The following is a 21,483-nucleotide window of genomic DNA, read 5'->3' on the forward strand; positions in this document are numbered from 1 at the left end:
AGGTGCAGCACATTTGAATGTCGGGGTATCTGGGAGGAAAAAGAACCCGACAAGTTCAGATTAGCTGAGTTCAAATGTATGGCAACTTTCAGAATTGCATAATAGCTATGCAAATTTTCGCATTGACCCCGCCATAGAATCTGACTCGATTTGGTGGGAAAGCAGACTCAACCGGCCACTGCGGTGCTCGGCACCGGCGTGTTGAGCAACTGCTGCTCCCAAAGATACGCGATGCCGCTGCCGCCGAAGTGCTGGATGAGAATCTCGGTCAGCTCCTCGACATGCTCGGTGCGCGCCCAATCACGCTGCCATTCACCAGCGAGCGCCATCACGGTCATCACGTTCGCGCCGGCCGCGATCATTCGCTGGATGGCAACTTCGTGAGACTCCTTCGAAATCCCGCCCGACGCGTCGGTGATCACGGTCACGTCCCAGCCTTCGCCGGCGGCCTGGATGACAGGCATTGCCACGCAGACCTCGGTCCACAGGCCGGCGATGATCAGCTGCTTGCGGCCGGTAGCCTTGACCGCGTCCACGACCTTCTCGTCCTGCCAGGTGTTGACCCAGGTCCGGTCGATGACCTCCTGGCCCGGAAACACGTCGGTGATCTGCTTGAAGAGGAGCCCACCGCGCGCCGCGATCACGCTGGTGAGAATCGTCGGAACATTGAAGGCTTTCGCCAGCTTCGCCAGAGCGGTCGTGTAATTGACCACAGCTTGCGGATCGTGGCTGTTCAAGTTCGCGAGCTGATAGGGCTGGTGGTCGATCAGAACGAGTACCGAGTCTTCGGGACGTAGAAGAGAATCAAGGCCGTTGCGAAAGGTCATTATTACTTCCTATGCTGTCATTGTTAGTTAGGTCGGTTTGCGGGAAGACATGCGCCAGCGGCGACGTTGCCTGAAAGCAGTATTGCCGTTCCCATGCGTGATGCGGTAGTACCTTTAAGTGGTAAGCTGTGTCGCGAAATGGGGAACACTGAATTGGATATCGAAGAGCTACGGACATTCGTAGAAGTTGCTGATGCCGGGGGCGTTTCGGCCGCCGCGCTCCGGCTCGGCGTCTCCAAGTCGATCGTCAGTCGCCGGCTCTTCCGGCTTGAAGCGGAACTTGGCGTCCAGCTTCTTGCACGAACCACCCGCGGCGCTGCTCTCACAGAAGCCGGGGCCACGTTCCGAGACTATGCAGCAAGAGTTTGCGCCGAGATCGACGTGGCCAAGGAAACGATCCTACCCGCCGGTGACCTTCGCGGCCGCTTGCGAGTTGCTGTGCCGCTTTCTTTCGGATCGACTCACTTCGCTCCCATCCTCGCGGAAATGGCGCGACGCCACCCCCAGCTCCACATCCACACCTGCTACAGTGATCGCTTCGTCGATCTCATCACAGAGGGTTACGATTGCGCGATACGAGTTGGCTATCTTCAGGACTCCAACTTGATCGCAAGACGCGTCGGACCGATCTATGGGAAGTTCGTCGCGAGCCCGGACTATATCAAGGCGCATGGGTCGCCCGAAACGCCGGAGGAGCTGGTCGCTCATGAGGCCCTCATGCAGGGTACCGAAGCCTGGCAACTCATGGATGGCGGCAAGATCATCACGGTTCGTCCGCAGGGGCGCTTTAAGGCCGACAACGGCACTGCTCTGGTCGCCGCCGCAGCTGCAGGACTCGGGATCGCTTACCTGCCCGATTGCCTTACCCATGACTATATAGTCTCCGGCGCGCTTGTACCGGTCATGACGCGTCATCCACCACCCCCGGCAGGTGCATATGTCATTCGCCCGCCAGGCCAGCATCCCGCACGGAAAATACGGGTCCTCACCGAATTGCTGATTGAGTATTGCGAACCTGCTCCGCACCTCTCGGGACCTGCCCCTGTCTGAGTGGTGCATCGACTATGACGGTTTGGATCACGAAGGGGATGACGAATGCCGAGCAAGAAGCATTGGCCGGGGGAATCCTGGTCGGTCGGAAAGAACGTCCAGTCTCGCCATTCGCAGTCTGAAGTTTGTGGAAAATGAGGGTTGAGTCAGCTTTCTCGCCGGATCGAGTCAGACTCACCCCGCAAACAAGTCAGACTGCTGCTGGCCCCTGCACGTCCCGCAAGATTCGTCTATTGCAGAATCTCTTTCACAATGCTGCTCGCCTTGCTGAAATCCATCTGGCCGGCATATCTTTCCCTCAGCACATTCATGCTTTTTCCCATGTCGCGCAGGCCGCTTGCACCGATTTCCTCTATAATCTGCATGGCCGCCCGGCGGATCTCCGCATCGCTCAACTGTTTCGGCATGAAGTCGCGAATAATTCCGATCTCGGCACGTTCCTGTTCAGCCAGTTCGAGGCGATTACCTTCCTCATAGAGCTTGGCCGATTCTTCGCGTTGCTTGATCATCTTGGCAAGAATGGCGCTGATTTCATCACTCGTTGCGGGCTCCTTGCCCGTACCACGGTTAAGGATATCACGATCCTTAATGGCGGCCATGATCAGCCGCAGCGTGGGAATTCGGCGCTTATCCTGTGCCTTGATGGCTATGGTTAGTGCCCCGGCGATTGTATCGCGCATGATCATACTCTCCTGCTATGCCCGCACACTAACGGCGACCCCATGCGAAATCAAACGTCGGGGCTTGCCGCTTGTGACATGATTCGACGAAGAGTTCTTGTGTCGCAATTGACCGGAGGTGCGGCTTTGTTTATGGACTGGGTCTTAGCCAGACATTTTTGTTGTTGCTGCCGTGGGGGATTGTTCGACCACTGCGTCCAGCCATGCCATATGGAAATCTGGACGGCATTTTTCAATGCCCAGCACAGACAACAAGCAACGACGCGAGCCCACGCTTAAGGAAACCGCATGACCGCCACGACAACTACAGACGCAGGTGCCCAGGCAGCAGGGCCGAAGACCGCAGGCTGGACCGAATTCAAGCCAACGGCCCTGCTGGTGCTCGCTGACGGAACGGTCATCGAAGGTAAAGGCCTTGGCGCTACGGGTATCTGCGAAGCGGAGGTCTGCTTTAACACCGCCCTCACCGGGTATGAGGAAATCCTCACGGATCCCTCCTATGCCGGCCAGATCGTCACCTTCACCTTTCCGCATGTCGGCAATGTCGGCACCAACAAGGAAGACATCGAGGACCTGACCCCGGCCAATCGCGCCGGCGCCGTCGGCGCGATCTTCAAGGCGGACATCACGGCGCCTTCGAGCTACCGTGCCGCCGATCATCTGGATGATTGGCTGAAGGCGCGCGGCGTCATCGCGCTCGCTGGCGTCGATACACGTGCCCTGACGGTTCTCATCCGCGAGAAGGGCATGCCGAATGCGGTGATCGCTCACGAACCGCATGGCAAGTTCGACATACCGGCCCTCAAGGCACGCGCCGCAGCCTGGCATGGTCTCCTTGATCTCGATCTCGCCAAGGACGTCACATCGGGGCAAAGTTCCGTCTGGACGGAAAAGCCCTGGGTTTGGAACGAAGGCTTCGCCGAGCAATCGGCGCCGGAATTCCACGTCGTCGCCATCGATTACGGCATCAAGCGCAATATCCTGCGTCTCATTGCCGGTCTCGGCGCCAAGGTGACCATTCTCCCTGCGTCCGCAACGGCCGAGGACGTTCTGGCCTACGAGCCGGATGGTATCTTCCTCTCCAACGGTCCCGGCGATCCGGCCGCGACCGGCAAATATGCGGTTCCAGCCATTAAGGAATTGATCAAAACCGACATCCCGGTTTTTGGCATCTGCCTTGGCCACCAGATGCTGGCTCTGGCACTTGGCGGCGAAACCAAGAAGATGCACCAGGGTCATCACGGCGCCAATCATCCGGTTCGCGACGATACAACTGGCAAGGTCGAGATCGTTTCGATGAATCATGGCTTTGCTGTTGACGCCGAATCCTTCCCGAACGGCGTTGAGGAAACCCACGTCTCGCTGTTCGATGGCAGCAATTGCGGCCTGCGCGTTACCGGACGCCCGGTGTTTTCGGTCCAGCATCACCCGGAAGCGTCACCCGGCCCGCAGGACTCGCACTATCTGTTCCGCCGGTTCTTCAATCTGATCCGTGAAAGAAAGGGGCTGGAGCCCCTGCCCGAACGTGATCACGCTGCCTGATCGTCACGGGACATCCTGGCCGGTACTTGCCTTTAGAATCCCGAACCACTGCTGGCGCTCGAGCTTGATATCGAGCGCCGCAGCCATCGCGGCCAGGCGTTCGCGCTTGAGACTGCCGAGTACGGGAATCGGCCGCGCTGGATGCCGCAGCAGCCAAGCAATGGCAATTGCCGAGATGTCGACGCCACCTGCTTCATCTGCAATCATCTTCAACGTTTCGCGCACACGCTTCTCCTGCGCTCCATCGCCAGTGAAGAGACTGCCGCCGCCGAGCGGTGACCAGATCATCGGCGCATACCCCAGGCGCTGAGCGTGATCGAGGCTGCCATCGAATAGCGAAGCCGTATGGACGACAGACATCTCGATCTGGTTGGTGACCAGCGGGAAAGGCAGTCGCGAGGCCAGCAGATCGAATTGTGAGGGCGAAAAATTGGAAACGCCAACAGCCCGGACCTTGCCGGCCGTCACGACACTTTCCAGTCCTGCCGCTGTTTCGTCAGCGTCCATCAGCGGATCAGGACGATGGATCAGCAGCACGTCGATGTAATCCGTGTGCAGATTCTTGAGCGAGCGATCCACCGAGGTTTTGATGTGCGCGGCGCTGGTGTCGTAGTGCTTGATGCGATTGTCCGGGCGCGCGGCCGACGTCAGCATGATATCGCATTTCGTAATCAGTTCGATCGCCTCGCGCTGGCCACCCCAGTACTTGAAACCGGCACCGAAGACTTCTTCAACCCCGTAGTCTCCATAAATGTCGGCGTGGTCGAAGCTGGTCATTCCCAGATCAATCGCCTCGCTGATCAGCCGCGCCACGCTGGTTGCGCCGGGCCTTTCCGGACCGCTCAACAATCGCCATGCTCCAAGCACCAGGCGAGACAGGGTCAGACCTTCGGCATTGAGCGCGACGCGTTTTTCATTGGACATCTGGATTTAACCTCAGCTGGAACAGCGATCCCGCCTGCTTAAACCAACTGGCCAGCCGAGAAAATAGCGCGCAGACCACAGGAGGTAAAAGATTCATCCTCGCGTCTGTTGACGTGTTCGAGATCTTCGTTTACCAATTAGTAAACACTTTACCGATTAGTACAATATAGAGAGATTGAAATGTCAGACCAACGCCCGCCATTGCCGCCGTTCACCCTTGAGACAGCCATCCAGAAGGTCCGCGGTGCAGAAGACGGCTGGAACAGCCGCGACCCACAACGCGTGTCTCTTGCCTATACGGTTGACAGCTATTGGCGCAATCGCTCGACATTCGTGCAGGGACGCGAGGCCATTGTCGCCTTCCTGGCTGGCAAGTGGGACCGGGAGCTCGATTATCGCCTGATAAAGGAGCTTTGGGCGTTCAGCGGCAACCGGATCGCCGTCCGTTTCGCCTACGAATATCACGACGATTCCGGTAACTGGTTCCGGGCCTATGGCAATGAAAACTGGGAATTTGACGAGAACGGACTGATGCAAATGCGCTTCGCCTCTATCAATGACTTGCCCATCAAGGAATCGGAACGCAAATTCTTTTGGGACCGCTCCGGCCCGCGTCCGGCCGATCATCCCGGCCTATCAGATCTAGGGTTATAGTTGATGGCAAGAACCGTTGCCGAACGTACGGATATCATTCCAGTCCTTGCCGAGATCTTTCGTGAACACGGTTTCGAGGGCGCGAGCCTGTCGATCATCGGCGAAAAGACCGGGCTTGGCAAAGGCAGTCTCTATCACTTCTTTCCCGGCGGGAAGGAAGAGATGGCGGCGGCGGTCCTGCACGAGATCGACACATGGTTCGAGAACAACGTGTATCGGCCGTTGCGCGAGGCCCAAAACCCGCGCGCGGCGATCAGTGGGATGTGTGGCGCAGTTATCGACTATTTTCATTCTGGACGGCGAATCTGCCTGGTAGGCGCCTTCGCCCTCGACAATGTCCGGGATCGATTTACCGATCAGATCAAGGACTATTTTTCCGATTGGAAAACGGCCCTCGCCGCAGCGTTGCAACGCGCCGGTCACGATGAAGCCAAGGCTTCCGAGCTCGCCGAAGAGGCCGTAATCAGCATTCAGGGTGGGCTCATACTATCCCGCGCGCTTGGCGAGCCAACATTGTTTGAGCGTGCCATGAAGAAGGCCGAGGAACGGCTCTTGACCTGAAAGGTCGAGCGCCGAGCTTGCTTTTATCCTGCCTCGTTTTGAGCCAATGCACCCGGAGCGAGAACCTCATCTTTCGCCAGCACCGGCTTTTCAACACGAAGGATGAACACGATCAAACCAATCAGCACGAAAATGCCACCCAGCACATAGGGCGCCCCGCTAAATACTATGGACGCATTGGGTGCCGTGAAGATCGCAAAAATCTGGGTAAAGATCAGCGGCCCGATAATATTGGTGATGCTGAAGAGGCTGGTCATGGCTCCCTGCAACTCGCCTTGCTCCGAGGCGGGCACCTTGGCGGAGGCAATACTGCGCATGGCCGGATCTGCCACACCTTCCAGGCAAGTGGCAATGATCACGACGTAAACCAGCCATCCCTGCCACGCGCTGGCATAGCCGAAGAAACCGAGCGCCGCGAAAGTAAGGCCAATGACGGCCGTGCGCCATTCGCCAAATCTCGACACGATACGAGGCAAGACCAATCCCATCACGATGGCGCTGCACAGACCATAGATGCCGAGCGACATGCCGATATCGCTTTCGCTCCAACCATAGCGATAACTACCGACGTAGGCCCATACCGCCGGATAGGACATATGGCCGAGCGTCAGCATGAAGAACACCAGTCCGATCCACAGGATTCCCTTGTGATTGCGCATCTGTTTCAACGCGCCGAGCGGGTTGGAGCGCTTCCACTCGAACGTACGGCGGTCCTTCGCGCTGAGCGTTTCAGGCAGAAGGAAATAGGCTGCGACAAAGTTCAAAAATGAAATCAGTGCAGCCCCGAAAAACGGCACACGTGGGCCAAATTCGCCAAGGAGACCGCCAATGATCGGTCCAACGATGAAACCGACGCCGAACGCAATGCCAAGCAAGCCGAAATTCTTCGCCCGGTTTTCGTCTGTGCTGACATCGGCAATATAGGCTGAGGCGGTCGAGTAACTGCCGCCGCTGATGCCGGCAAGTATCCGGCCAACCAGCAGGATGGCGAAGTTCGGTGCAAGCGCACAAATCAGATTGTCGAGGGCAAACGTCACGACCGATACAAGCAGCACCGGGCGGCGGCCAAAACGATCGCTGAGATTGCCGATGAGCGGCGCGAAAATGAACTGCATTCCCGCATAGGCAAGGAGCAGCCAGCCGCCGTAGATCGCCGCCTGCCCCACATCCGAACCGGTCAATTCTTCAAGATATGCGGGCAGAACCGGCACGATGATTCCGATGCCGATAATATCAAGCAGCAGGATCATGAAGACGAGTGTCAGGCCGCGTTTGGCCAGGATCGGGTCAATCATCGGAAAACTCGCAATGGCGTTCACGTCCGCGATTGACGCGGAAAATCGTTAAAATCGCTTCGCGCTGGCGAAACAATACGTGAACATGATCAGGAAATGCGCAAATGCGCCACCGAAAAGTGACTCTTGGGCAAAATCCTCCTGACAAATCCTGCCAAACTGTACCGAACCTGGAAGCGTAGAAAGACTCGATTTGCTGGCCGGCATCACTTGAACCTAGCGCACGTAATGGGTCGGCAATGCAGTCGTTGCCTTCAATGTTTCCATGGAAACGGACGCCGATATGTCGAAGAACTCGACCTTTTCGACCAGCGCCTTGTAGATTTCATCATAGGCCTCGACGCGCGGCAGAACCAGTTTCAGAATGTAGTCAATTGTGCCAGTCATGCGATGGACCTCTACGATTTCCGGAATGTCGCTGATCGCCTTGCGAAATTGCTCGAGCCAGTCGGCGGAATGGCGCGCCGTGCGCACGATCACGAACATTGTCGTCGGCAGCCCCATGAGCGGACGATTGAGAAGAACGACGCGCCGGGCGATATAGCCGTCTTCCTCAAGCCGCTGGATGCGGCGTGAACAGGCGGAGACGGAGAGGCTGACGCGATCAGCCAGATCGGAGACGGCAAGCGCTGCATTCTCCTGCAACAGATCCAGAATCTTGCGGTCACGATCGTCGAGCATATTATCTTCCCAGCAAATTTCCCGCGCACTGTATAAATCGTTCGCTTATTTTTTGCACGCAAACAAGTATTTCTCACAAACTTTGCGAACCTTTCGCGTCCAATCCAACTTATTATCCCGATCGTGAACCAAAAAGGGAATTTGCAATGCGCACTATTGGACTGATCGGCGGCATGAGCTGGGAAAGCACTGCGGTCTACTATCGCCAGATCAATGAAATCGTCCGGACACGTCTTGGCGGCCTTGCCTCAGCCAGGATTGCCATGCAGTCGCTGGATTTTGCCGAAGTCGTTGCCTTGCAGAAAAGCGACCGTTGGGATGATGCAGCCGCCCTCTTGTCCGACGCGGCTCGCCGCCTCGAAGGCGCCGGTGCGGATTGCATCCTGATTTGCACGAATACGATGCATCTCGTCGCTGACGCCGTGGCCGCCTCAGTCAGTGTTCCGCTCATCGATATCCGCCAGGAAACTGGCCTTACCCTCGCCGCGGCAGGCAAGAGACGCCCGCTCCTTCTCGCGACGCGCTACACGATGGAACATGGCTTTTACGCCGATTACATGTGCGCTGAGTTTGGCATCGAAGTCGTTGTTCCGAGCGAGATCGATCGCGCCAAGATTCATTCGGTGATTTTCGATGAACTCTGCTGCGGCATCGTCAAGGAAGAGTCCCGCCATGCGCTGCAAAAGATCATTCAGCGCGGCAGGGATGCCGGCGCCGATTGCGTCATTCTCGGCTGCACGGAAATCTGCCTGTCCCTCACGGACGACAACGTCGCCTTGCCAGTCTTCGACTCGACAACAATCCATTCGCGTGCGGCTGTCGCCCATGCGCTGGGCATGGATTTCACGAGCGAGCAAGACGCGGGTTGATCGAAGGAAATAGCCCGCCCCGCCCTTATCTCCCGTTGTGGGGGGGGATAACTGGGCTCAAATATTCCCGCTAAACGTATCGCAGCTCTCCAGTTTGCCGCTGTCAAAGCCGCGCTTGAACCACGTGGCGCGCTGCGCTGATGTTCCGTGGTTGAAGCTTTCCGGCACGACATAGCCCTGCATCTTTCGCTGCAGATTATCGTCGCCGATCTGTTGCGCCGCGTTCAGCGCTTCTTCCAGATCACCCGCATCCAGAATCCCCTTCTGCTTGGTGAAATGACCCCAGATTCCGGCAAAGCAATCGGCCTGAAGCTCGACCCGAACCGACATGGCATTCGCTTCCGCTTCGCCCATGTTCTGGCGCATCGCGTTGAATTTGGGCAGAACACCGATCAGGTTTTGGATATGATGGCCGACTTCATGTGCAAGTACATAGGCTTGGGCAAAATCGCCGGAAGCGCCGAACTTCTTGTCGAGTTCGTCATAGAAACTCAGATCGATATAAAGCTTCTTGTCGCCGGGGCAGTAGAACGGGCCCGATGCGGCGCTGGCGAAACCGCAGGCTGATCGCACCTGCCCGTTGAACAGAACCATCGTCGGCGCTGGATAGGTCTGGCCCTCTGCCTGGAAAATGCCACTCCAGACGTCCTCGGTTTCAGCCAGGACGGTGCGCACGAATTGCGTCATCTCGTCATTGCTCGTGACCGACGTTTCGCCGGGAGCCGTCTGGCTCTGGCCTGGTACCAGCTGACCGCCATCGCCACCGGAATCGACGAGAATCTGCATTGGGTCGATATTGGTGCAGAACTTGAGAAACAGGAAGATTGCCGCCAGGATGATGATCCCGGAAAAACCGCCGCCGCGCGCCGTGCGCAGGCCGGAGCCCCCCGGAAGCCGGAACCCGCCACCGCGGCCGATACCGCCGGGAAATCCGCCGCCTTCGCCGCGTTGATCTTCAACATTGTCACTCTGTCTGCGGCCCTGCCAACGCATTTCCCCGTCTCCTGATTGCCGGCCTAACCGCCGATATTCTGCACTATCAACAGTATAGTGCGATATTTGTTTCACGCACGATGCTATTTTTCAACGTGCGGGTTTTCGTGACCGATAAATGCAGAGCGGTGCCAAACCTGCCGGCGGGACAAAAACTGTTGCGAAAAAGCGTAAAAAGACGCGTTTTTGGGGTTACGCAGAAGAGAGTCATTGCCTATAAGGCAGCCTTAGCCTCGCATTTGGAATTATGTGCCTGCCCGTACGGTCAAAACCGTGCGGTTTTTTGTGCAGCACGCTGTTGATAGGAACGCACCCATGCCAAAACGCACCGACATCAAATCTATTCTGATCATCGGCGCCGGGCCGATCATCATCGGTCAGGCATGCGAGTTCGACTATTCTGGCACGCAGGCCTGCAAAGCCCTCAAGGAAGAAGGCTACCGCGTCATCCTCGTTAACTCCAATCCGGCAACGATCATGACCGATCCGGAACTGGCCGACGCAACCTACATCGAGCCGATTACGCCGGAAGTGGTCGCCAAGATCATTGCCAAAGAACGGCCCGACGCGTTGTTGCCGACCATGGGCGGGCAGACCGCGCTCAACACCGCATTGTCACTGCGCCGTATGGGTGTGCTCGACCGTTACAATGTCGAGATGATCGGCGCCAACGCCGAAGCGATCGACAAGGCTGAGGACCGCGCATTGTTCCGCGAAGCCATGGCCAAAATCGGCCTGGAGACACCCAAATCCATGTTGGCCAACGCCACCGAGGTCAAGGACCTCGACCGCAGGTTGCATCAGGAACAGCGCGAAGCCGTGAAGGCCAAATATTCGGGCGCCGAGCTCGACGCTGCTTTGGACAAACTCGAAACCGAATGGCAACTCGGCGAGGGCGACCGCAAGCAGCGCTATGTCTCCCATGCGCTCGGCATGGCAGGTGCGGCGCTCGACCATGTCGGCCTCCCTGCTATCATTCGCCCTTCCTTCACCATGGGCGGAACCGGCGGCGGCATCGCCTATAACCGGAACGAATTCTACGACATCATCGGCAGCGGTCTCGACGCATCACCGACGACGGAAGTACTGATCGAGGAATCTGTTCTTGGCTGGAAGGAATATGAGATGGAGGTCGTCCGCGACAAGGCGGACAATTGCATCATCATCTGTTCCATCGAGAATGTTGATCCAATGGGCGTCCACACGGGCGACTCGATCACCGTTGCACCGGCCTTGACCCTGACAGACAAGGAATATCAGATCATGCGCAACGCCTCGATCGCGGTGCTGCGCGAGATCGGCGTCGAAACCGGCGGATCAAACGTGCAGTTCGCGGTCAATCCGGACAATGGCCGTCTGATCGTCATCGAGATGAATCCGCGCGTGTCGCGTTCTTCGGCACTGGCATCAAAGGCCACAGGCTTCCCCATCGCCAAGATCGCAGCGAAGCTCGCCGTCGGTTACACGCTGGATGAACTCGACAACGACATTACAGGCGGCGCGACACCTGCTTCGTTCGAACCCTCGATTGACTATGTCGTCACCAAGATCCCGCGCTTCGCCTTCGAGAAGTTCCCAGGCGCCGAGCCTACCCTGACCACCGCCATGAAGTCGGTCGGCGAAGTGATGGCCATCGGGCGCACATTCAAGGAGTCGCTGCAGAAAGCCCTGCGCGGCCTCGAAACCGGCCTCACCGGCCTCGATGAAATCGCCATTCCCGGGCTCGGTGAAGGCAATGACAACAATGCGATCCGCGCCGCCATTGGTGTGCCGACCCCGGATCGCCTGCGCATGGTAGGCCAGGCGCTGCGTATCGGCCTCTCCGTCGAGGAAGTTCACGAAGGCTGCAAGATCGATCCGTGGTTCCTGGAGCAGATGGCCGAGATCATCGCCACGGAAGAGCGTGTGCGCGAACATGGCCTGCCTCAGGATGGGCAAAATCTGCGCGTGCTGAAAGGCATGGGCTTTTCCGATGCGCGCCTCGCCAGCCTCGCCAAGGTCGAAGCCAGCGACGTGACAAAGCTGCGCAACAAGCTCGACGTCCACCCCGTCTTCAAGCGCATTGATACCTGCGCTGCCGAATTCGCCTCGCCGACTGCCTACATGTATTCGACCTATGAAGTGCCGTTTGCCGGGACTCTCGCCTCTGAGGCGCAGGTTTCCGACCGCAAGAAGGTCGTCATTCTCGGCGGCGGCCCCAACCGTATCGGCCAGGGCATCGAATTCGATTATTGCTGCTGCCATGCCGCGTTCGCCCTGCGAGAGGCGGGCTATGAAGCCATCATGATCAATTGCAACCCCGAAACGGTCTCGACAGATTACGACACGTCGGACCGGCTCTATTTCGAGCCACTGACCGCAGAAGACGTGCTGGAAATCCTGGCGATTGAGCAGACCGCCGGAACCTTGCACGGTGTCATCGTTCAGTTCGGCGGTCAGACACCGTTGAAGCTCGCCGATGCGCTGGAAAAGGCGGGAATTCCCATCCTCGGCACATCACCGGATGCAATCGACCTTGCCGAAGACCGTGACAGGTTCCAGAAGCTCTTGATCAAGCTCGACCTGACGCAGCCGAAGAACGGCATCGCTTACTCGGTCGAACAGGCGCGCACGATCGCCGGTGAACTCGGCTTCCCGCTCGTGGTTCGCCCATCCTATGTTCTCGGTGGCCGGGCGATGCAGATCATCCACGATGAGCGCGGCCTGCAAAGCTACTTGCTCGACACCGTACCGGAACTCGTACCGGAAGACATCAAGCAGAAATATCCGAACGACAAAACCGGCCAGATCAACACGCTGCTCGGCAAGAATCCCTTGCTGTTCGACCGTTATCTGACCGAAGCGATCGAGGTCGATGTCGATTGCCTCTGCGACGGCAAGGATACCTGGATCTCTGGTATCATGGAGCACATCGAAGAGGCTGGTATCCATTCCGGTGACAGCGCCTGCTCGCTGCCGGTTCATTCGCTTTCCGCAGAGACGGTTGCAGAACTGGAAAAGGAAACTGCGGCTCTAGCCAAATCGCTGAATGTGGTCGGCCTGATGAACGTGCAGTACGCGATCAAGGACAACACAATCTACGTCCTCGAAGTCAATCCCCGCGCCTCACGTACTGTACCGTTCGTTGCCAAGACCATTGGCAAGCCGATTGCCAAGATTGCCGCACGTATCATGGCTGGCGAAACACTCGATGACGCACTGGCAAACTATGGCGGCAAGCCCTCGACGACCGGTCGCAAGCACATTGCGGTGAAAGAGGCAGTCTTCCCGTTCGCGCGCTTCCCAGGCGTTGACACCCTGCTTGGACCGGAAATGCGCTCGACTGGCGAGGTCATGGGTCTCGATTACGATTACGCGCTGGCGTTCGCCAAGTCGCAGCTCGGTGCCGGTGTCGATCTGCCGCGCGACGGCACGCTCTTCGTCTCGGTGCGCGATGAAGACAAGCCGGGAATTCTCCCGTCGGTAAAGCGGCTTGCAGGACAGGGTTTCAAGATTCTTGCGACCGGCGGCACGGCCCGCTTCCTCAAAGAGAATGGTGTCGAGGCTCAAAAGATCAACAAGGTCCAGGAGGGCCGTCCGCACGTCGAGGATGCGATCCGTAACCGGCAAGTTCAGCTGGTCTTCAACACCACGGACAGCGCCAAGGCGATCTCCGATCTCGAAATCGCTGCGCCGCGCGACGCTGATGCAGAAGGTGCCCTACTATACCACCCTCTCCGGTGCCGACGCAGTGGCGGAAGCAATTGCCGCGCTGAAGGCTGGGTCGCTGGAGGTCAGGCCACTGCAGGACTATTTCGTCTGAGTCTGAATTGGTTGGAATCAGAATGCCCCATGGAGCCACCCCGTATGTCCCTATCGAAGGCCGGAATTGTGGATCGCGGTCACGGCGCGTTCTACAGGGAGCCAGCGGATCGCATGAACGAGGCCACAGTCGCTGGCGCGCTGATCTAGGCAGACGAGAAATTTGCGCACCCAGTATCACTCCAGAACGATCTGGTGGAACGACGTCAGACGCCTTCGAGCCCTTCGTCTTCCATACCATGTCCAGAGGGATCGCTGACAAAATGCAGAACCTTGGCGAAGACATGGTCGCCCTTGTCTTCGCGGCCGATATGCACCACTGTGGACGTGCCGAGATGATTGCGGAGGACAGCCATAACACGGTCATGCGCGGCTGGTTCCATGGCATCTAACGCTTCGTCGATCACAACCCAATCGGGCTTGTGCAGCTTGAGCCGCGCGAAAGCCAGTGATTGCTGTTCGTCGTCGCTTAGCTCCCTGTCCCATCTAGCCCGGAAATCAAGCAAGGTCTCAAGCCTGGTCAAGCCAAGCTCATGCAGTGCCGAAATTAGCTCTTCGTCGGAAAATCCCTCCTTTCCAAGCGGATAGGACATTGCTTCGCGTAAGCTCCCTGGCGGAAAATAAGGCAGGCGCGGCATGTAGAGAACGGTGGCATTTGGAGGCAAGCTCACCGTGCCGGCGCCCCACGGCCAAAGGCCCGCGATTGCGCGGAAAAGCAGGGTTCTGTCGATCCCCGGCTCGCTGGTGATCAGCACGCGCTCGCCTTCCTTGACGATGGCTTTCTTCTCCTTAAGGCGGACTGTGGCCCGGGGAGCCGTGATCTTTAGAGAATCGAGGACAATTTGATTTGAGTCCGATTCCGCGAATTTGATGCGCTGCTGGACCCCGTTCTTGATATCAGTCGCCTGGACAGCCTGTCGAAAAGAAGTCACGCGCAAAAGTGTCGCGCGCCAGTCGGCGATGGCGCCGAAATTGTTGACGAACCATTTCAGGGCGTCGTGGACCTGATTGAACGCCCCGATCGCCATCATTAAGCCGCCAAAGGTCAGATTACCGGCAAAGTAAACCGGCGCCGCCACGAGAATCGGCGCAACGATGGTGATCCACCCATAACCCGAAGTCACCCATGTCAGCTGTGTAAGCGCTGTCACCAAAAGACGGATTGCAGCGAGAAGACTGTCGATATCAAAGCCAATTCTGCGATTCTCGTCGGCTTCTCCACGATAGAGCGAGATCGCATCGATGTGCTCATTGACCCGCATGAGCGAGAAGCGCAGCTCGGACTCTTTTTGATAGCGGTCAGCATTGTATTTGATAAGTTTGCGACCAACGAGCCAGCTGAGCCAGGAAGCGGAAGCGGCGTAAAGAAAGGCTGCCCAAACCATATATCCCGGTATGGAAAAACTGTAGCCATAGATATTAAAAACGAAGCCGCTGGACAACGCCCACAACACACCAACAAAGCTGATCAGCAATATCGAAGCCTGCAACAGCCCGAATCCGAGATCGGTCGACATTTCCGAGAGGTGCCGGGCATCTTCATGCAGCCGCTGATCGGGGTTGACACCGATCGGCCCGGAATTGGACAGCTTGAATGCCCGGCGTGGCTGCAGCCATTCCCCCACCAGATCCCGGGTGAGGCCTTCGCGCAACTTCAGGCGAGTCATCTGATTGAGCCAGGTTTGGGCCACGTTGAGAACGAGAAGCACCGAAGCTATTCCAAAGAACACCATCAACTGGTCAACGAAGGCAGGAAAATCCCGCCTGGACAAGGAATCATAAAATGGGACGTTCCATCGGTTCAGCAATACCTGTCCGGCCGAAGTCACGATGATGATACTGAAAACACCGAGAACCATCAGAATGAGGCGGTTGCGCACGGGCGATATCCAATAGATATCCCCGATGACGCGCAGTTGGGAGAGGAGCCCTGCTTCCACTTCGCCTGCAACCGAGGTAGCTGTGGATCGGTTCTTTTTCTGCTCCGCCATGAGTTTCCCCCGTGGACGACCGCGATTCGGCCTGTTCCTGTTCACTCTACCATCTACTGTTAGGCCCTTCCCTTCCAAATGGAATCTCCATTCGAGCTTACAGAGGGGCCGGTGGCTGTGAAGGATCCGGCAAGGTATCGCACTAATGTCGAATATTCCAATTCTTGAAAATATGGAACGATAACATACCGATACGCGGATTCGCGGATTGGTCGTGCACTCCAGGTGGAAGGATATCCGGTGAGAAATTTTATCGAATGCAACACCATTGCGATCCTCAGTATTCCCGTTTTACTTGGCTTTGGACCGCCAGCCTTTGCCCAAACGGCGGCCCCAGCGCCCGAACCCGCAGGAAAAGTGGAATTTGCGCAAACACATGTACTTCAACGCACCGGCGGGACCCTCAATGCCCCTGTTCAAATTCCTGATCGCCAGACATTGCTGCTGTTTACACCAACCTCCGCTATCCCTGAGGACTACACCGCTTATTTGGATATCACTTTGAATGGAGAATCGGTACAAAGCATCCCCCTCGCCGAGCCTGACGGCCTGCCGGGAAATCTCGAAGACAAACTTTCCGATGTCCAATTGCCGCGATATAGCACAACTGCGTGGAGTGCGCTAATCTCGTCCGATTACATGAGTCCTGAGTACAAATTCAGTATCCGGTATGACGGTCCGATTGACCTGAACCCCTTGGACGTGAGCCCGCTCCACTGGTCACGGCCCGCAGACTTCACGATCGCCAGAATCCCTATGGTGTTGTGGTCTCCGGCAAATACGGCCTCCCCGGTAAACCTGCTTCCAGCTGCAAAACTCGCGCAGGACTATTTCGCATCTGCTCCGCTTCGACAACTCAAACTCGTTGATTACACTCCAATGAAATTTGACTACCTGATAACTCATGCGAATGCGAAACCCGTTAAAAAATACAACACGGACCAAGACCTGCAGGCAGATGGGATGTCAGATCTCTATGGCCCCGCGCGGGAATTAACCATGCGCGTCAGCCTTGCCAATACAGGTCGTGGACTGCTCGATGTACTTGGTGATAACTCGCCTTATAGTTTCGGTACTTACGTTGGCCTTGGTTGGCGGTATCAACCCTCCACGAAAAAATTCTATGATACGAACACGGGTGGTGCGTCCGGGGGCTGGACGGGGTGGGCCGAAATGTGGAATACGCTTGCCTACCAATGCAGCAATGCTTTCATCCATGAAGTTGGCCATTCGTTTACGCTCTACCATTTTGTCGAAGGCACGGCAAAAGCATGGAAAATCGATAGTGAATACCCACATGATGGGGTGAATGGACCAGCCAATCCCTCGGGATTCGATTCGACGCGCAATCTGTTCAGAACCTGGTACGAAGTGAACGAAAATGGCCCGGTTCATGATCATTCCGGTGCGCTGGCAGGAAAGCACGACCCGATGAACGGCGGCGAGTCTGCCAACAAGATAACCTGCTTTCCTCAATACACGGCCTACCAGGCCATGAAAATGCAGGGTTGGCTGAACACTACACCGACGCTGCTCTCCTTGAACGGTGTTCCAGGGGTCTACAAGTGGAACAATACCACCAGAACCTATAGTAAAACAGCTCCTGCTGCTGGTGCCTTGGAACCAACCGGTATCGACCTTCCCGTAACGACTGTGATGGGAACCCTGACATCCAGCGATACGAATGGCACGTCGCAAATTTATCCGGCAATATTCGCAAAAAGTGGCAATCTGTTCGATTTGCCAGACCCATTTTCGAAGGGATTGCCTCATCTCTACAATGACGCTCGTTATTTTGTGAAAGTAACCAACAGCGATGACAGCGCGCGTTATATTCTCATTCCCCAGCCCAACATACTTAACGACAAGCAGCTCCGTTATTTCTCCTTCAATCTGGACTTCAGAAGCAATCCCGTTCGCCTTGAACTCTATCATGCTGATACCGGCTATCCGGATATCTCTCTGGAGACCAGCCATGTCACGAACTCGATTGATATCAAGCAACCGGATTTGGAAGAACTTTCCCAACCCGTATCATTTCCTAAAGCCTCGCAACCAAACGAAATACAGATCCTCAAGGACTGAACGGACTGAAATTCGAAAAGGAATGTGGGGGCAAAATTTGCCTATGCAACCCGCAGCAGCTAGCCCCGGCAAGAAACCCATTTGAATACGGCTTGTTTTGGCGCAAATTCTGTCATATGTATCCGGCATCGATTTTATCGGTCGAGTGACTTTGCGACCTGCGTAACCCGTTGCGCTTCCTGATGAACTCCATTGCATAGGTTCGATTCCCTGGGCCGCATATGTGCATGCTGCCTGTCTTATATATCTGAAAGGAATTTCCCATGGCTACGGGAACAGTGAAATGGTTCAACAGCACTAAGGGCTACGGTTTTATCCAGCCTGATACTGGTGGTGCAGACGTTTTTGTCCATATCTCCGCTGTTGAACGCGCAGGTTTGCGCGGTCTCAATGACGGCCAGAAGGTCAACTACGAGATCGTACAGGACCGTCGTTCGGGCAAGTCGTCCGCAGACAACCTGAGCGTTGCCGGCTGATAGCCGAATACGGGAATCGTCGGATTTCTGAACGCACATAGAAATAAAAGAGGCGGGATTTATCCCGCCTCTTTTATTTCTATCAATGAAATTAGACCGTTGCGGCCCCTCAATTCTAACCGACTTCAACCACAATCTTACCGAAGGGCCCTCGGTCGAGATGATCGAGGGCCGCCTCAAAGTCATTCATACCATATATCGCATCGATAACAGGGTTCGTCCCTGATAGATCGAAAGCCCTGACCAGGTCCTCTAGCGCACGTCTGTGTCCCACCTGTATTCCTTCCACAACGACGCGTTTGCGAGCGAAGGCGCCAAAACCGCCTGATACATCAAGACCCTCAAGAATGCCTATCAACGAGATTCGCCCGGCGACGGCTGCTGCATCGAGTGACTTGCCGAGATGAGCGCCTCCGACCGTCTCCAATATATGATCGGCACCATGATCGCTGGTCAGGCGATAAACCGCCTCAACCCAGTCCTCTCGTTTGCGGTTGATAGCATGATGGGCCCCAAAGTCCCTTGCCCGCGCCAGCTTCTTGTCATCCCCGGAAACGACGATCACTTCCGCCCCATGCAGCAATGCGATCTGCAGGCCGAAAAGCGATACCCCACCCGTCCCGAGTACCACCACCTTCTGCCCTGCCCGCAATCTGCCACGCTCGACAAGTGCGGTCCAAGCGGTGAGACCCGCGCAAGGCAATGTGCTCGCCTCGGTATGGCTCAGCTTCCGGGGGCCGCACACCGCCCAATCCTGATTGAGGACGATATATTCCGCCAGCACGCCCTGTAGCGGCCCGCCAAGATTGCGGCCGTTTGGATGGCGCGCCGTCCCTGGACCGTCGCCATCGATCCAGTCCGGCAGGAACGTCGAAACAATGCGCTCGCCAACGGCAAAACGTGTGACACCTTCGCCGCATGCGGCGACAACCCCTGAGATATCCGAGAGCGGTATTAACGGCTCCGTTAGAGGATCCGGCATTCCAAACCCGGCATCGACCAGCAACTTGTCACGATAGTTCAGCGAAACCGCCGCGACCTTGATCAATACCTCGCCAGGGCCTGGTGTCGGGATTGCCGTCTCGACAAGTTTCAAATTCGCCCTGCCCGCTGCCGTCAATTGCCAGCGTTTCATTGTCGTCGCCATGCTCTCTGTCCTTTTTTATGCCCGACTACGGGGCCTGAGGGCATCAACTTATAGGACCGGCGGGCAATACAGTTGCGCTTGTTGGCTGCATTATTGTATCTCATATGTCTACAATAGGAGGCGGACAATGGATCGACTTGCGGGTATCCAGGAATTTGTGACGGTGGTGGATGCCGGAGGATTTTCTGCTGCCGCCGATAAGCTGCACCTGTCTCGCTCAGCCATCGGGAAGACAGTTGCGCGGCTGGAAGCGCGGCTGGGCGTGCGGCTGTGCCACCGAACGACCCGCAATTTCAAACTGACGAGCGACGGCCACGCCTTCTACGAGCATTGCGTTCGCGTCCTTGCGGCAGTCGATGCTGCGGAAGACTCGGTGACGCCTGACAAGGGCGAACCGGCGGGCCGCATGCGCATCAGCGTGCCGGTCCTCTTTGGCCGGCGTTGCGTAGCTCCGGTGGTGTACGATCTCGCGCGCCAATATCCGAAGCTGCGGTTCGATATGTCGTTCACAGACCGTCCCGTTGATCTGATAGAAGAGGGCTACGACCTGGCTGTGCGCAATGCCGCATTGCCCGACAGCGCTGTTCTCACGGCCCGCCGAATTGCGCGGCAACGCATGGCCATATGCGCTTCGCCGTCCTATCTCGCCTCTCATGGAACGCCAGCCTACATGGAAGATATCGCCAGCCACGACGCGATCGTCTATGGCCGCGAAGGCAGCACACGACCCTGGCTGTTTCCAGACAGTAAGGGTGGCTCCTACGCTGCTCCGACACGAAACCGTATTGTTCTCGATGATCTCGAGGCGGCTGCCGATGCCGCCGCCAGCGGGCTGGCGCTAGCCTGGCTCCCTTGCTGGCTTATTCGCGACCGGGTCATGGACGGCAGCCTCGTCGGAGTATTGCCTGATATCGAGCCGCTGGTTTTCGACACCTATGCCATTTGGCCGAAGGCACCCTTCATGCCGGCGCGGTTGCGCATTCTGATCGATGCGTTGGTTGCTCGCCTGCCCGGCCTGACCGGGACCAACGGGGAGATCAAGTCGAGCGGTTGATCAGTCCGGTAGCCAACTGATGGGAACATGACCCTCATCGCCAGCAACGCGGTTCAGCCATTTCGACACCGAAGGATACGCTGAAAGATCATAGCCGCCGCGATTAGCCTCATGCGTATACGCATAGAGCGCGATGTCCGCGATGCTGATTGTGCCGCCGGTAAAATAGGGCGTCTTTTGAAGCTGGCTCTCCATGACGAGCAGGGCCTTGTTGCCACCCTCAAGCGTTGCCGCCAGCCGTTCCGGCGTCGCATCCTTGGCTCTCTCCGGATAGACCAGGAGTGCGCGCCGAACGGCTATATTTGGCTCATGGGTATACTGTTCGAAAAACAGCCATTGGTACATCAATGCTCGCTCGTAGGCGTCCTCCGGAATGAACCGGCTGCCTTCAGCGAGATGCAGAAGTATGGCATTTGATTCTGCCAGCAGCCGGCCATCGTCAAACTCAAGCAACGGTACCTTGCCATTGGGATTCTTCGCCAGAAATTCCGGTTTACGCGTTGAACCATCCGTTGATGAAATAGCAATGTGTTCAAAGGGCAGAGCCAGTTTCGCCATCAAAAGCCGCGGCTTATAGCAGTTTCAGGATCGATTTGCGAATAGAGTTTCGGCATGGCTTTGGTCTCCTGTGGCGGGCGAATATTCCCGCTACTTCCCGGCGTGTCCAATCATTTTGATTGAAGCGTTGTTCAAACATCACTGATGATTGAGGCGTTCCATGTCACACACTGCACAGAAAGTGAACGATGTGAACCCGTGCGGGCATGCTTTCGCTTGCGATTCGCACGCTGTTGCGACATAGCAGGCCCGCAAACCGTCTACTGGTCATCAAACCCTCGTTACTGGAGAACGA

At 56.8% G+C, this 21,483-nt stretch carries 16 protein-coding genes and 2 pseudogenes; 9 read left to right on the plus strand and 9 right to left on the minus strand.

Features of this window, described 5'->3' with window-relative positions; genetic code table 11:
• Positions 1-167 precede the first annotated feature (167 nt).
• Positions 168-827, minus strand: coding sequence for a hydrolase (locus tag N8E89_RS02400; RefSeq protein ID WP_262261044.1), 660 nt, complete (start codon positions 825-827; stop codon positions 168-170).
• Between the two features lie 153 nt (positions 828-980).
• Here N8E89_RS02400 and N8E89_RS02405 point away from each other — a divergent pair, with 153 nt between their 5' ends.
• On the plus strand, positions 981-1,877 hold the full coding sequence (locus N8E89_RS02405; RefSeq protein WP_262261045.1) for a LysR family transcriptional regulator: 897 nt from the start codon (positions 981-983) through the stop codon (positions 1,875-1,877).
• A gap of 230 nt (positions 1,878-2,107) precedes the next feature.
• Here the strand turns inward: N8E89_RS02405 and N8E89_RS02410 are convergent, their stop codons facing one another.
• Positions 2,108-2,557, minus strand: coding sequence for a GatB/YqeY domain-containing protein (locus N8E89_RS02410; RefSeq protein WP_113174739.1), 450 nt, complete (start codon positions 2,555-2,557; stop codon positions 2,108-2,110).
• A 288-nt stretch (positions 2,558-2,845) separates the two neighbouring features.
• On the opposite strand from N8E89_RS02410, the gene carA reads away from it, so the two are divergent.
• Entirely contained in the window at positions 2,846-4,099 is a 1,254-nt protein-coding gene (gene carA, locus N8E89_RS02415) for a glutamine-hydrolyzing carbamoyl-phosphate synthase small subunit (RefSeq protein WP_262261046.1), read from the plus strand.
• A 3-nt stretch (positions 4,100-4,102) separates the two neighbouring features.
• On the opposite strand, the gene N8E89_RS02420 is transcribed toward carA, so the two are convergent.
• The gene (locus N8E89_RS02420) at positions 4,103-5,023 is read right to left on the minus strand and encodes an aldo/keto reductase (protein WP_106663973.1); all 921 of its coding nucleotides are present in this window, start codon (positions 5,021-5,023) and stop codon (positions 4,103-4,105) included.
• Positions 5,024-5,203: 180 nt separating this feature from the next.
• On the opposite strand from N8E89_RS02420, the gene N8E89_RS02425 reads away from it, so the two are divergent.
• Positions 5,204-5,677 carry a nuclear transport factor 2 family protein gene (locus tag N8E89_RS02425; protein WP_262261048.1) on the plus strand — a complete coding sequence of 158 codons (474 nt, stop codon included), beginning with the start codon at positions 5,204-5,206 and terminating at the stop codon, positions 5,675-5,677.
• 3 nt (positions 5,678-5,680) lie between these two features.
• Positions 5,681-6,238 (plus strand): TetR/AcrR family transcriptional regulator, encoded by a 558-nt coding sequence (locus tag N8E89_RS02430; protein WP_106663975.1) that lies wholly within the window; start codon positions 5,681-5,683, stop codon positions 6,236-6,238.
• Positions 6,239-6,261: 23 nt separating this feature from the next.
• Here N8E89_RS02430 and N8E89_RS02435 read toward each other — a convergent pair whose 3' ends face one another.
• Together N8E89_RS02435 and N8E89_RS02440 are read right to left on the minus strand one after the other, a co-directional pair.
• Positions 6,262-7,533 (minus strand): TCR/Tet family MFS transporter, encoded by a 1,272-nt coding sequence (locus tag N8E89_RS02435; protein ID WP_106663976.1) that lies wholly within the window; start codon positions 7,531-7,533, stop codon positions 6,262-6,264.
• Between the two features lie 216 nt (positions 7,534-7,749).
• Entirely contained in the window at positions 7,750-8,214 is a 465-nt protein-coding gene (locus N8E89_RS02440; RefSeq protein WP_106663977.1) for an Lrp/AsnC family transcriptional regulator, read from the minus strand.
• 146 nt (positions 8,215-8,360) lie between these two features.
• On the opposite strand from N8E89_RS02440, the gene N8E89_RS02445 reads away from it, so the two are divergent.
• The gene (locus tag N8E89_RS02445; RefSeq protein ID WP_113174736.1) at positions 8,361-9,083 is read left to right on the plus strand and encodes an aspartate/glutamate racemase family protein; all 723 of its coding nucleotides are present in this window, start codon (positions 8,361-8,363) and stop codon (positions 9,081-9,083) included.
• A 57-nt stretch (positions 9,084-9,140) separates the two neighbouring features.
• On the opposite strand, the gene N8E89_RS02450 is transcribed toward N8E89_RS02445, so the two are convergent.
• Complete coding sequence (locus N8E89_RS02450) at positions 9,141-10,076, minus strand: KPN_02809 family neutral zinc metallopeptidase (protein ID WP_106663979.1); 936 nt, start codon at positions 10,074-10,076, stop codon at positions 9,141-9,143.
• A gap of 315 nt (positions 10,077-10,391) precedes the next feature.
• Here N8E89_RS02450 and carB point away from each other — a divergent pair.
• Positions 10,392-13,878: pseudogene (carB, locus tag N8E89_RS02455) on the plus strand (carbamoyl-phosphate synthase large subunit).
• A gap of 205 nt (positions 13,879-14,083) precedes the next feature.
• Here the strand turns inward: carB and N8E89_RS02460 are convergent.
• Positions 14,084-15,868, minus strand: coding sequence for an ABC transporter ATP-binding protein/permease (locus N8E89_RS02460; RefSeq protein WP_262261052.1), 1,785 nt, complete (start codon positions 15,866-15,868; stop codon positions 14,084-14,086).
• 240 nt (positions 15,869-16,108) lie between these two features.
• Here N8E89_RS02460 and N8E89_RS02465 point away from each other — a divergent pair, with 240 nt between their 5' ends.
• Together N8E89_RS02465 and N8E89_RS02470 are read left to right on the plus strand one after the other, a co-directional pair.
• Positions 16,109-17,953 (plus strand): M66 family metalloprotease, encoded by a 1,845-nt coding sequence (locus N8E89_RS02465; RefSeq protein WP_262261053.1) that lies wholly within the window; start codon positions 16,109-16,111, stop codon positions 17,951-17,953.
• Positions 17,954-18,216: 263 nt separating this feature from the next.
• Positions 18,217-18,429: a cold-shock protein gene (locus N8E89_RS02470; RefSeq protein ID WP_027233379.1), complete on the plus strand. Its 213-nt coding sequence runs from the start codon at positions 18,217-18,219 to the stop codon at positions 18,427-18,429.
• A gap of 115 nt (positions 18,430-18,544) precedes the next feature.
• Here N8E89_RS02470 and N8E89_RS02475 read toward each other — a convergent pair whose 3' ends face one another.
• Positions 18,545-19,576, minus strand: a complete 1,032-nt coding sequence (locus N8E89_RS02475) for a zinc-dependent alcohol dehydrogenase family protein (RefSeq protein WP_262261055.1) — start codon at positions 19,574-19,576, stop codon at positions 18,545-18,547.
• Positions 19,577-19,703: 127 nt separating this feature from the next.
• Between N8E89_RS02475 and N8E89_RS02480 the strand changes: the two genes are divergently transcribed.
• A complete protein-coding gene (locus N8E89_RS02480; RefSeq protein ID WP_262261057.1) occupies positions 19,704-20,630 on the plus strand; it encodes a LysR family transcriptional regulator in 927 nt (308 codons plus the stop codon).
• On the opposite strand, the pseudogene N8E89_RS02485 reads toward N8E89_RS02480, so the two are convergent.
• A pseudogene (locus N8E89_RS02485) lies at positions 20,631-21,244 on the minus strand (glutathione S-transferase family protein).
• Positions 21,245-21,483: the final 239 nt, after the last annotated feature.

This window comes from Phyllobacterium sp. A18/5-2 (assembly GCF_025452215.1).
Classification (GTDB): Bacteria; Pseudomonadota; Alphaproteobacteria; order Rhizobiales; family Rhizobiaceae; genus Phyllobacterium; species Phyllobacterium sophorae.

Bases quoted from the DNA above. Each gene is read 5' to 3' on its own strand.
- N8E89_RS02410 (WP_113174739.1), bottom strand. From the start codon at position 2,557: ATGCGCGATACAATCGCCGGGGCACTAACCATAGCCATCAAGGCACAG.
- N8E89_RS02470 (WP_027233379.1), top strand. From the start codon at position 18,217: ATGGCTACGGGAACAGTGAAATGGTTCAACAGCACTAAGGGCTACGGT.
- N8E89_RS02445 (WP_113174736.1), top strand. From the start codon at position 8,361: ATGCGCACTATTGGACTGATCGGCGGCATGAGCTGGGAAAGCACTGCG.
- N8E89_RS02460 (WP_262261052.1), bottom strand. From the start codon at position 15,868: ATGGCGGAGCAGAAAAAGAACCGATCCACAGCTACCTCGGTTGCAGGC.
- N8E89_RS02420 (WP_106663973.1), bottom strand. From the start codon at position 5,023: ATGTCCAATGAAAAACGCGTCGCGCTCAATGCCGAAGGTCTGACCCTG.
- N8E89_RS02400 (WP_262261044.1), bottom strand. From the start codon at position 827: ATGACCTTTCGCAACGGCCTTGATTCTCTTCTACGTCCCGAAGACTCG.
- N8E89_RS02480 (WP_262261057.1), top strand. From the start codon at position 19,704: ATGGATCGACTTGCGGGTATCCAGGAATTTGTGACGGTGGTGGATGCC.
- N8E89_RS02475 (WP_262261055.1), bottom strand. From the start codon at position 19,576: ATGGCGACGACAATGAAACGCTGGCAATTGACGGCAGCGGGCAGGGCG.
- N8E89_RS02450 (WP_106663979.1), bottom strand. From the start codon at position 10,076: ATGCGTTGGCAGGGCCGCAGACAGAGTGACAATGTTGAAGATCAACGC.
- N8E89_RS02430 (WP_106663975.1), top strand. From the start codon at position 5,681: ATGGCAAGAACCGTTGCCGAACGTACGGATATCATTCCAGTCCTTGCC.
- N8E89_RS02440 (WP_106663977.1), bottom strand. From the start codon at position 8,214: ATGCTCGACGATCGTGACCGCAAGATTCTGGATCTGTTGCAGGAGAAT.
- carA (WP_262261046.1), top strand. From the start codon at position 2,846: ATGACCGCCACGACAACTACAGACGCAGGTGCCCAGGCAGCAGGGCCG.
- N8E89_RS02425 (WP_262261048.1), top strand. From the start codon at position 5,204: ATGTCAGACCAACGCCCGCCATTGCCGCCGTTCACCCTTGAGACAGCC.
- N8E89_RS02435 (WP_106663976.1), bottom strand. From the start codon at position 7,533: ATGATTGACCCGATCCTGGCCAAACGCGGCCTGACACTCGTCTTCATG.